The 12,021-nt window shown below is 51.4% G+C and carries 11 protein-coding genes; all 11 read left to right on the top strand.

All coding sequences use genetic code 11. The features are described from left to right. The first annotated feature begins 2 nt into the window (after positions 1–2). Positions 3–479: a hypothetical protein gene (locus tag OXH16_13205; GenBank protein MCY3682353.1), complete on the top strand. Its 477-nt coding sequence runs from the start codon at positions 3–5 to the stop codon at positions 477–479. Positions 480–620: 141 nt separating this feature from the next. Further along, positions 621–3,536, top strand: a complete 2,916-nt coding sequence (locus OXH16_13200) for a prolyl oligopeptidase family serine peptidase (GenBank protein ID MCY3682352.1) — start codon at positions 621–623, stop codon at positions 3,534–3,536. Further along, positions 3,533–4,372, top strand: a complete 840-nt coding sequence (locus OXH16_13195) for an SDR family oxidoreductase (protein ID MCY3682351.1) — start codon at positions 3,533–3,535, stop codon at positions 4,370–4,372. The genes OXH16_13200 and OXH16_13195 overlap by 4 nt, the downstream gene beginning before the upstream one ends. 40 nt (positions 4,373–4,412) lie before the next feature. Then, on the top strand, positions 4,413–5,393 hold the full coding sequence (locus OXH16_13190) for a DUF3500 domain-containing protein (GenBank protein ID MCY3682350.1): 981 nt from the start codon (positions 4,413–4,415) through the stop codon (positions 5,391–5,393). A 25-nt stretch (positions 5,394–5,418) separates the two neighbouring features. Continuing rightward, positions 5,419–6,126: a sugar phosphate nucleotidyltransferase gene (locus OXH16_13185; GenBank protein MCY3682349.1), complete on the top strand. Its 708-nt coding sequence runs from the start codon at positions 5,419–5,421 to the stop codon at positions 6,124–6,126. 1 nt (position 6,127) lies between these two features. Continuing rightward, positions 6,128–7,807, top strand: a complete 1,680-nt coding sequence (gene ettA, locus OXH16_13180; protein ID MCY3682348.1) for an energy-dependent translational throttle protein EttA — start codon at positions 6,128–6,130, stop codon at positions 7,805–7,807. A 14-nt stretch (positions 7,808–7,821) separates the two neighbouring features. Beyond that, the gene (locus tag OXH16_13175) at positions 7,822–8,577 is read left to right on the top strand and encodes an alpha/beta hydrolase fold domain-containing protein (protein MCY3682347.1); all 756 of its coding nucleotides are present in this window, start codon (positions 7,822–7,824) and stop codon (positions 8,575–8,577) included. Then, positions 8,574–9,944, top strand: coding sequence for a Si-specific NAD(P)(+) transhydrogenase (sthA, locus tag OXH16_13170; protein ID MCY3682346.1), 1,371 nt, complete (start codon positions 8,574–8,576; stop codon positions 9,942–9,944). The genes OXH16_13175 and sthA overlap by 4 nt, the downstream gene beginning before the upstream one ends. Positions 9,945–10,037: 93 nt before the next feature. After that, positions 10,038–10,454 carry a hypothetical protein gene (locus tag OXH16_13165; GenBank protein MCY3682345.1) on the top strand — a complete coding sequence of 139 codons (417 nt, stop codon included), beginning with the start codon at positions 10,038–10,040 and terminating at the stop codon, positions 10,452–10,454. 63 nt (positions 10,455–10,517) lie between these two features. Further along, on the top strand, positions 10,518–11,288 hold the full coding sequence (locus tag OXH16_13160) for a dienelactone hydrolase family protein (protein ID MCY3682344.1): 771 nt from the start codon (positions 10,518–10,520) through the stop codon (positions 11,286–11,288). An 86-nt stretch (positions 11,289–11,374) separates the two neighbouring features. Beyond that, the coding region (locus OXH16_13155) for an AAA family ATPase (protein MCY3682343.1) at positions 11,375–12,021 on the top strand (647 nt) is incomplete at its 3' end.

The following is a 12,021-nucleotide window of genomic DNA, read 5'->3' as shown; positions in this document are numbered from 1 at the left end:
ACATGGATACCTTTACAATTTACTTTGACGTAGAAGACCCACGCCAGTCAAAGTGGTTTGTCGTTCTCAGTATTGGGATCATAATCAACAGCATATACCAGGGTTGGCGAACACTATCGCATGCACACAATGCCTTTGATTGGATAGTAGGTACGATTCTGCTACTCTGCAGTATTGCGATCATCGTTGCAATGATCATTGCTCTCTATATCCCCAAAAAACACGGACGACCGCGGGTAGTATTCAGCAATGACGGACTGGAGATCAAAGCCAAACGACGCGGACAGGCGGAAAAAATATCCTGGGATGAAATCCAGGCGATGCACCTCAAAATCAACGGTGTAGAAATCATCCCGAAAGCCCAACCCTCACATCCCATTGAAATTCCAGCGGGCACATGTTCATACACGCAATTTCAGCAAATTAAAAAGAACCTGAAAGAATACTCTTCTAAATACCATGTAGAATCAAATTTCTGAGTGTCCGCTGTGAATAGGTATAGCTCTAAACACAAAAGCCGACGAACAAACGTCGGCTTTTATTTTTACACACCACTTTATTATATTATATTGACTAAAATGATCCGCCCAAAACTTTGACCTATCTCTGAGAGTTCATCTATGCGTCTATCTACTTGCCTTCTATCTGTGCTCTTGTGTTTATCGCCACTCGTCTTTGCCCAGCAGAAAAAGCCGCTGGATCACCACGTGTACGACATATGGAATCGCACGCACGCCAGCAATATTTCCGACAACGGACAATGGGCTTTTCTCTCCGTCGGCCCGGACGAAAAAGACACCGAACTCCGCATCGCAAGCCTCACAGATGACCGCTCCTACGCAATACCGCGCGGAGAAGCCATTCGATTCACCAGAGACTCGCAGTATATCACCACCCTCATCAAAGCCTTCAAAGACTCGGTAAAACAGGCAAAGCGCGACAAGAAAAAACCCGAAGAATCGCCCAAAGACTCACTTGGCATCATCACCCTTGCCACGGGAGACATCTTTAAGGCTGCGCGCGTCAAATCCTTCAAACTACCCAAAGAAAACGGAGGATGGGTCGCCTATTTACTGGAAAAAGAAATCGCCAAAAAAGACAGTACCGCAAACAAAAAGAAAAAAACACCCAAACCTGAAGAAAAAAAAGAAGAACAAACACCCAAACCCGAAAAACAGCCCGAGCAAAAGCCTGAAACTAAAGAAGTGAAAAAGGAAGATCCCAAAGACAGCAAAAAGAAAAAACGCAGAAAAGCCGAAGGCACCATACTCGTTCTCCGCAACCTCCAGACCAGTGCTGAAACGCGATATAACCACGTAATCTCCTACGCCTTCACAGAAAGTGGTACATATCTCATTTTTGCCGCAGCCAACAAAGACAGCACAGCCGACGGCATCTACGCCATTCGTACCAGCACGGGCGACACCACAGCCATACTCACTGGTGCGGGCGATTACAAGAAAATCACCACCGACGAATCCAGTCTCCATCTCGCATTTATTGCCAACCGCGACAGCTTTAACGCAGAACAACAGGAATACGCCCTCTATTACTGGCCCATTGGCTCGCGCAATAAGGCAAAAAAAATCGCCCAATCTGAGACAAAGGGCATACCACCGAACTGGTGGGTCAGCGAACACGCCAACCTCTCCTTTTCCAAAAATGGCAAGCGCCTCTTTTTTGGGACCGCACCCAGACCAGAAGTGGAAGCAGAGGACGACACGCCCGACGACGAAAAAGTCGCAGTCGATATCTGGAACTGGAAAGACCCCTATCTCCAGCCCATGCAACTCAAAGATGCCAAAGAGGAACGCGAACGCACTTATCGCGCTGTCTTTCATCTCAACAATGGCAAAATCGTTCAACTCGCCACAGAAACTATCCCCAATATTCGCCTGGGAAGCGAGGGCAATGCCGATGTCGCGGTAGGCACTTCGATTCTCCCCTACCGACAACTCATCTCCTGGGATTCACCAGCTTATTACGACAGCTATTTGATCGACATAAAAACCGGTGAAGCAACGCGCGTACTCACCAAAATGCAGACGCGCCCCACCCTCTCCCCCGAATCCAACTACATCTACTGGTGGGATCGCAGCCAGAAAAACTGGTATGTTCAGCATATCAAAAATTTGATCCGCGTCAGAGTCAGCAAAAATATCCCCCATCCCATTCACAACGAATTGCACGACTGGCCGTATCCACCCAGCGCACATGGCAATGCCGGATGGACAAAAGGCGACAAAGAATTTCTCATATACGACCGCTACGACATCTGGCTCACCGATCCCAACGGACGCAAAGCACCCGTCAACATCACCGAAGGGATTGGACGCGAGACCGAAACGCGCTTTCGATATGTCAGCCTCGACCCCGAGGAACGGGCGCACGATCCCAAAGCCGATTTGCTCTTGTCGGGTTTCAATCTCAAAACCAAAGCCATGGGCTACTATCGGGATCGCATTGAAAGCACCGACAAACCCGCTGAACTCATCGCGCGCGACAAACGGTTTTCCAACCTCCAAAAAGCCAAAGACACCGACGTACTCCTGTTCAGACAATCCTCGTTTGAAGAATATCCCGACCTCTGGACCTCTGACCTCAATTTTCAGAATGCGCGAAAAATAAGCGAAGTCAATCCGCAACAAAAAAACTACCTGTGGGGCACCACCGAACTCGTCGAATGGGCCTCGCTCGACGGCAAACCCCTGCAGGGCATACTCTACAAACCCGAAAATTTCGACCCCGATCAGAAATATCCCATGCTGGTCTATTTCTATGAAAAAATGTCCCATCAACTACACGCCCACCGCGCACCCAGAGCCTCTGGTAGCTCCATAAATTTCCCATTTTACGTCAGCCGCGGGTATCTGATCTTTATCCCGGACATCCCCTACAAAATCGGCTTCCCTGGCGAAAGTGCCGTCAACGCCGTTGTCTCAGGTGTGACGCACCTCATAAATCGGGGATTTGTCAATCCCGACCGAATTGGTGTCCAGGGCCACAGTTGGGGTGGCTATCAAATCGCCTATATGATCACCCGAACCAATATATTTCGGGCAGCCGAAGCCGGCGCACCCGTCTCAAATATGATCAGTGCGTACGGCGGCATTCGCTGGGCTTCGGGACTGAGCCGCATGATGCAATACGAAAAAAGCCAGAGTCGCATCGGCGGCTCTCTCTGGGAAGCACCCACGCGATTTATCGAAAACTCACCCATCTTCTGGGCAGACAAAATTCAAACGCCATTGCTCATCTTGCACAACGACGACGACGGCGCAGTACCCTGGTACCAGGGCATCGAACTTTTTGTTGCCCTGCGCCGCCTGGGCAAACCCGCATGGCTGGTCAATTACAACGGAGAAGCCCACGGCATTCGCAAACACCACAACCGCAAAGATTGGAGCATCCGCCTGCAACAATTCTTTGACCACTACCTCAAAGACGCCCCCGCCCCTGTGTGGATAAGCGCGGGCATTCCCGCGGTGCAAAAAGGCAAGACACTCGGATTGGAATTGGAAAAGGAACAGCCGTGAGCCTGGAATTACAAAATCGGGTCGCACTCATAACCGGCGCTGCGCGGGGCATTGGAGCGGCCATAGCGCAACACCTATCGGATGCGGGTGCGAAAATCGCCATTGCCGACCTGGATGGCGACGGCGCGACAGAAACAGCAAAAACGCTCAAAACACCCGCAATAGGTCTATCAGCCGATGCCTCCGATGAAACCGCCATGCGCTCAGCAACAGATCGAGTTGTTACAGAACTCGGCGCACTCGATATACTCGTCAACAACGCGGGCATTGGAGGACCGGACACAAACGCGGCCAGAGCATCGCTGGAAATCCCACTGACGGAATTATCCGTTGACGACTGGGACGCGCACCTGCACACCAATCTCCGGACCGCCTTTGTCTCATCCAGAGCAGCCATCCCGCATCTCAGCCGCGGATCCAGCATCATCAACATCGCCTCTATCGCCGCATTAATGCCCAGCGTTTCCATGCCCGCTTATGGCGCGGCCAAAGCCGGAGTCATTCATTTGACCAGAACTTTAGCCGGTCAGCTTGCAGGGCGCGGAATTAGAGTCAACGCAATATGCCCCGGCTACCTATGGACGCGCGCCTGGGAAATGATCGCATCTCAAATCAAAAACAACAACCCGGCATACAAGGAATATACCGCAAGAGAAATTTTTGAAGATGTAATCCGCAACAGCGTACCCCTGGGAACCGAACAGACTCCCGAGGATGTAGGCCACATGGTCGTCTTTTTGGCGAGCGACAAAGGAAAAAATATCACCGGCCAGGCACTGACCATCGATGGCGGTGCCACGTTAGGGGGTCGAAAACAGCGGTCAGATTCTCCGTGATAATCAATCGAATCATTCACATTCACAAGGAGCTGAGAACATGAATCTCGAAGAACTCTATACCCAAATTGACACGGCCAACCGCATGGCCGATGCTGCCACGGCATTTTTGGCATCACTGCGTCCCGATCAAGCGGCAACCGCGCAACTGGGCTTTGGCGATGAAAACGCACGACAGGACTGGCACTACATCCCGCGCGACCGATTGGGCCTCGCGCTCAAAGACATGGAATCCCACCAGCGCGACAAAGCATTTGCCTTGCTCGATACCGGACTGAGCGAACAGGCGCGCACCAAAGCCAGAACAATCATCAACCTGGAACCCATCCTCGCCGAAGTGGAAGGTCCCAGACGGCGGTTTCCCCGCGATCCCGATCTCTACAACCTCGTCATCTTTGGCACGCCCAATGGTGAAACCACCTGGAGCTGGCGTTTTGAAGGCCATCACGTCTCCGTCAATTACACCATTGTCAACGGCACGCTCGTCGCGCCTACGCCCGTCTTCTTTGGCTCCAATCCCGCACAGGTTCGACACGGCGAACACGAGGGATTGCGCGCCCTCAAAGAAGAAGAAGACCTCGCTCGAGACTTACTCGCCTCTCTGGATGGCGACCAAAAAAGAGTGGCAATCGTCAGTGACGAAGCACCCGCCGACATCCTCACCCGCAACGTCCCCCAGGTAAATGATGAAGTCCATATTGAGGGTCTGCAACTCAGGGACATGACCGCATCGCAGCGCGAAGTCGTCACCGCCCTCATCGATGTATATATCACCCGCTTGCCCAACAGAATTGCAGAAGCCCAGCGCGCAAAACTCACCTCCCTCGACACGGCAGCATTTGCCTGGGCTGGCGGCATAAATCGCGGCGAAGGCCACTACTATCGCGTGCTCGGCTCCACCTTCCTCGCCGAATACGACTGCACCCAGGACGAAGCCAATCACATCCACGCTGTCTGGCGCGACCTGACCAATGACTTCGGCAGCGATATTCTCAAACAACACTATCGGGACAGTCATTGAAAGCACCAGTCGTCGGGAGAACTCTATGCAAGCAGTTGTGCTGTTAGCCGGCAAGGGAACGCGGATGGCGATAGATTATGGGGGACCGAAGCACTTATTGCCGGTAGCGGGGAAACCCGTTATAGAGCACGCACTGGATCGATTGCCGCGCGAGGTAAGCGAACTCGTATTCATTGTAGGAGGACCGCACGAGGAGGCGATTCGCCAGCACTTTTCTGATGGCATGTATGGGGGACGGCGCATAGTATTCCTCGCCCAGGAAGAGCCATTGGGTATCGCCCATGCATTTCGGGTCGCTGCACCTGTAATCACCGGGCGGTGGCTGGGCATGGTTGGCGATGATATTTTTGGACCGCGCAGCCTTCAGAAACTCGTCCAACAACAGGATATAGCACTAATTGCCTCGCGTGTGGCGAATCCTCAACATTTTGGAGTCCTGGTAACCGATGACAACGGATACCTCCTTCGGTCAGTCGAAAAACCCCAAACGTTTATTTCAAATCTGGTTTGGAACGGCGCAATGGTCATGGACAGAGATTTCTTTGACGCGGAAATCGCACCATCCGCACGCGGCGAATACGAAACACCCGATGTATGGATGAAACTGATTGCAGCAGGTCGAAAAATCAAAGTGCTTGAAACTGATTTTTGGCTGCCAATTAACGACAAGCAACAACTTGAGGAAGCCGAAAAATTACTCGGCAGTCAGGAATCGGACAAACCGGGGAAATAGCATGGCCAATGAGCCGAACAAAATCATCTATTCGATGGTGCGCGTGAGCAAATACATCGACAAAAAGCCACTCATCGAAAACATTTCTCTTTCCTATTTCTACGGCGCGAAAATCGGCGTACTCGGCCTCAATGGCGCGGGTAAAAGTACGCTATTGCGCATCCTCGCGGGTGTAGATAAAAAATTCAATGGTGAAACCCATCTCGCACCCGGCCACACCATTGGGTATTTGGAACAAGAACCCCGCCTTGAACCGGGCAAAACCGTGCGCGAAATTGTCGAACAAGGCGTACAGGAACACGTTGATCTCATGAACGAATACAATGAGATCAGCGCCAAATTTGCCGAGCCCATGACCGACGAGGAAATGAATCGGCTAATCGAACAGCAGGGCGAACTTCAGGAAAAAATCGACGCAGAGAACATATGGGACCTCGATCCGCGTATCGAACAGGCGATGGATGCCCTGCGTTGTCCACCGGGAGAGGCGCATGTCGATAACCTATCGGGCGGCGAATGCCGCCGCGTGGCACTGTGCCGACTGCTCCTTTCCAAACCCGATATACTCTTGCTCGACGAACCGACCAACCACCTCGACGCCGAAACCGTTGGCTGGCTCGAACAGCATTTACAGCGTTATGCGGGCACTATTATTGCCGTCACACACGACCGTTATTTTCTCGACAACGTCGCCGGATGGATACTCGAACTCGACCGCGGCAAAGGCATACCCTACAAAGGCAACTACTCTTCGTGGCTCGACCAAAAAGAAAAACGGCTGGCAAATGAAGCAAACCGGGAAAACCAGCGTCTGAAAACCCTTGCGCGCGAGCGCGAATGGATCAACATGAACCCACGCGGGCGACACGCTAAATCCAGAGCGAGGATTACTGCATATACTCAGTTGCTCGATCAGAGTGTAGAGAAAGAACGCGACCTCGAAATTTATATTCCGCCCGGTCCGCGCCTCGGCGATATTGTCATCGAAGCCCAGGAAGTTTCCAAAGGATATGGCGACACGCTCCTCTTTGAAAACCTCTCCTTTTCCCTGCCGCCCGGCAGCATCGTCGGCGTTATCGGGCCCAATGGCGCGGGAAAAACCACCCTCTTTCGTCTCATCACCGGCGAAGAACAGCCCGATATGGGAACATTCCGCATCGGCGACACGGTTAGCCTGGCCTATGTCGAACAAACCCGCGATGTCCTCGCCCCCAATCACAATGTGTGGCAGGCCGTCTCAGGAGGTGAAGACCTCATTACTCTGGGCAATCGAGACATCAACTCGCGTGCCTATCTCGCGCGCTTCAACTTTACAGGAGCAGATCAGCAAAAACCCGTTGGTCAACTCTCTGGCGGCGAGCGCAACCGCGTTCACCTTGCGCGCATCCTCAAAGAAGGTGCCAATGTCATATTGCTGGACGAACCGACAAATGACCTCGACGTAAACACAATGCGCGCCCTGGAAGACGCCCTTGAAAATTTTGGCGGATGCGCCGTGATCATCTCACACGATCGCTGGTTCCTCGACCGCATTGCCACGCATATCCTGGCCTTTGAAGGAGATAGCGAAGTCATCTACTTTGACGGAAATTATTCGCAGTACGAAGCAGACCGCAAACGCCGCCTCGGCGCCGAAGCCGACCAACCCCATCGGATTAAATATCGAAAATTTACGCGATAGAAAGGACACCAGCCATGCAACGCATATACAAAACCACGCCCCAGGGCGAACTCGCCATTCACATCTTTGAACCCGATACCGTCGAACAGACAGCCGCTATTGTATTCTTCTTTGGCGGTGGCTGGACGGGGGGCAATCCGCAACAGTTTTTTCCGCACTGCCAGTATCTCGCAAAACGCGGAATGCTCGCTGCATCGGCTGAATACCGCATCAAAAGCAAACACAGCACCTCGCCTTACGAATGTGTAGAAGACGGCAAATCAGCGGTTCGCTGGATGAGGGCGCATGCCGATGAACTCAACATCGACCCCAACCGCATTGCATCAGGTGGCGGATCGGCTGGCGGTCATGTCGGTGCGTGTACAGGTACTGTTCCTGGCCAGGATGCGCCCGATGAAAATATGGCGATATCTTCCCGGCCCAATGCCATGGTACTCTTTAACCCCGTCGTCGATGTTATTGCTTTAGGACGCCTCGCCGAACGTTTCCCCAAAGACCCGCGGGCAATCTCGCCTTTGCAACACGTCTGTTCTAACCAGTCACCCACCATAATTTTTCACGGCACAGATGACACAACCGTTCCTTATGAACAGGCCCAGCGCTTTACAAAAGCCATGCACAAAGCGGGCAACACCTGTGAACTCCGCGCGTACGAAGGCAAAGGACACGGCTTTTTTAACTATGGCCGCGACGATGGCTCAGCCTACGAACAAACCGTCGCGCAAATGGACGACTTTCTCGTACAATTGGGATACCTGGATCCAAAATGACCTGCGACTACGACATCATCGTAATAGGCACTGGCCCAGGCGGAGAAGGCGCGGCAATGAAATCCGCCAAGGAAGGCAAGCGCGTTGCCGTCATCGACAATTACAAAAATGTGGGCGGCAACAGCACGCACAGAGCCACAATACCGAGCAAAGCATTGCGCCAATATGTGCAGCAAATCATCGATACCAGTGTACATAGCACGACGAGTTTTCCCGACTTGCTCGACCGGGCCGCCGGCCTCATCGGGGATCAGGTTGACCTTCGCACGGGCTATTACGAACGCAATGATGTCGATATTATCCTGGGCCGCGCATCTTTTGTCGATGAACACACCGTCGAAGTCGCATTGCTCAACGGGGGAACTGAGCGCTACACCGCTCGGGGATTTATCATCGCCACGGGATCTCGTCCCTATCAACCGCCCGACATCGCCTTTTCCCATCCTCGGATTTGCGATAGCGACTCCATTCTGAGCCTCAAAGAAACGCCGCGCATTATCACCATTTACGGCGCAGGAGTAATCGGATGCGAATACGCATCCATCTTCCGCGGCCTGCGCATAAAAGTCAATCTCATCAACAGCCGTAGCCAGTTGCTCTCCTATCTCGACGATGAAATTATCGACGCCCTCAGTTATCATCTCAGCCAAAACGGGGTACGCATTCGCCACAACGAAGAATACGACCGCGTTGAAGCCAATGACAAAGAAGTGCGCGTATTCCTGAAATCCAACAAACAAATTGTCAGCGATATCCTCCTCTGGGCGGAAGGCCGCACGGGAAACTCGGACAACATGGGATTGGAAAATATCGGAATCGAAACCGATGAACGCGGCTCTATTCTCATCAACGACGCGTACCAAACACTCGCCCAACCCCATATTTACGCCGTTGGCGATGTCGTTGGATTTCCCAGTCTGGCGAGTGCGGCTTACGATCAAGGGCGATTTGCCGCCACCCATCTCATCTTTGGCGAATGCGAACAACACCTCGTGGAAGACATTCCCACGGGGATTTACACCATTCCCGAAATCAGCTCCATCGGATTTACCGAAAAAGAACTGACAGCCCAAAAAGTCCCCTACGAAGTGGGCCACGCCTACTTCCGCCATATCGCGCGGGCACAGCTAACGGGAAGACTCACCGGCATGCTCAAAATTATCTTCAATCGCGAAACCCTTGAAATTTTGGGCATCCACTGTTTTGGTTCTCAGGCATCTGAAATCATCCACATTGGGCAAGCCATTATGGCACAAGAAGGTGAAGCTAATACACTCATGTACTTCATCAACACCACCTTCAACTATCCCACAATGGCCGAAGCCTATCGCGTTGCCGCGCTCAACGGGCTTAACAGAGTAAAATAAAAGTGCGTATTCGCACAACTTGCCCTATATTTACGCCAACATTCATTTTGCCCCTCAGGGGCGCGACCTGTAACCTTTTATTTGGAGAATCTCATGGCCGACCAGTTGCCACTCGATCAGATTCAGGTTGATCAACAAAACCTCTATCGAGAAGAATCCATCACCGATTTGCGCGTCGCCACAATTCGACGCCTGATTCCCATCAACGCCGATGGCACAGACGATAGCAGTCGTCCCACCCAATACATCGGCTCCACACAAATCATCTCTCAAATGGGGCCTCTGCCAATCTCTGCCCCCATTGAAGCCGCTTCGCTTCAAGAAGCAATAGAAAAATTTCCCCAGGCCATCAAAGCTGCTGTTGATCAAATGGTTGAAGAAGCCAAAGAATATCGCCGCCAGGAATCTTCTCGCATCGTCGTTCCCGGCACAATGCCCGGCGGTTTGCCCGGACAGGGTGGCGTTCCAGGTGGAGGCAATCCACCAAGCGGTGGCATCATCTCAAGTTGACCCAAATAGATATAAAAAACAAAAGCCGCGAGTGCGTATTCTCGCGGCTTTAAGGATAAACCGATGATCGAAAAAACCATCGAAGTTACAACTTCAGACGGTATAATGCCCACCTGTGTCTTTCATCCAGAAGGCGAAGGACCGCACCCCGCTGTCATCTTCTACTTTGACATATTTGGCATTCGCGACGAATTGAAAAACATGTGCCGTCGTTTTGCTCGCGCGGGATATTACGCTGCACTCCCCTCCCTATTTTACCGCATGGGCAATCCGTCTTACAACCCCGAAAAATTCATGAGCGGCGGTCTCAATCTCGAAAACACAGATCCCCTGCATCCGATGAACCTCAACACCAGCACGACCAATGCCATGGTCATCAACGACACGGGCGCTCTACTTCGCCACCTCGACAACGAAGAACCCCAAGCCAATGCCCAACGGGTCGGCACTATCGGCACCTGCATGGGCGGCCGCCACGCCCTCTTTGCAGCAGCAATCTATCCCGACAATGTTTTGGCCTTTGCCTCCATTCACGGCGGCAAACTCGTCACCGATGCATCGGACTCGCCCCATCTCGCCATATCCAAACTCAAAGCCGAAGGCTACTTTGGCTGGGCAGACCAAGATGCCGGCGCGACCGAAGAACACCTACAACTCTACAAAACCGAACTCACCCGCTGTGACGTCCCACATCGCATTGACTTTATGCACGGTGCACTACACGGTTATTTCTTTCCCCAGCGTTTAACGCACTACCACGAGGATGCCGCTGAAAAATCCTGGCATGCAGTCCTCGACTTATTCGCCCGCACCCTCAAAAGCTGTGTTCAATAGTCGAGCGAAATATCGATTATGAAAATCGATAAGGACAAGGTCCTGGTGGTAAAAGAGGTCTAGCCTATTCTTACAAGGCTGCCAACATGAAAATTACAAAAATTAAAATATCAAACTTCAAGAGTTTCGCTAACCAATCTATTCACTTGAACGACTTCAACTTACTGGTTGGAGCGAATGCTTCGGGAAAATCTAATCTCGTTCAAGCCTTCCAATTTCTTAGAGATATTGTTAATCATGGATTGGAAAATGCAATTTCGCTTCAGGGGGGTATAGAGTATCTATGGAATATAAGGATTGCGCATTCCCGGCCCCTTTCGTTTCGCGTAGTTATGCAGGGCGAATCCGAGGGGTTTTGGCTTGGACACCATCACGAATCTCCCTCATTCAAAATTCGTAAAATAGACTATGAGTTTTCTTTAAAATTCCATACACGAAAATTTGGATATACTATTGATCAAGACAAAATAACATTGAGCTGTCATGAAGAAAAAAAAATCAATAATTCGAAAAAATTTAACATCAAATATTCCAGTCTTAATGGCAAACTAAATATAGACTTAAATAATCCCGATATGGATATACCTCCATTCTTGGAAGATCTGTTAATTACCAAGGAACCGCCTTTGTATAATGAAATACCACTCTTGATTGAGTCACCTTTTGCTGGTGTGTTCCTAAAATCAGCTTTGAATGGATTTAGAAATATCGGTATCTATGACTTTGAACCCAA

The organism is Gemmatimonadota bacterium (genome assembly GCA_026705765.1).
Lineage (GTDB): Bacteria > Latescibacterota > UBA2968 > UBA2968 > UBA2968 > VXRD01.
The sequence above is the reverse complement of the archived record's forward strand: the minus strand, read 5'-3'. Positions and strand labels throughout refer to the sequence as shown.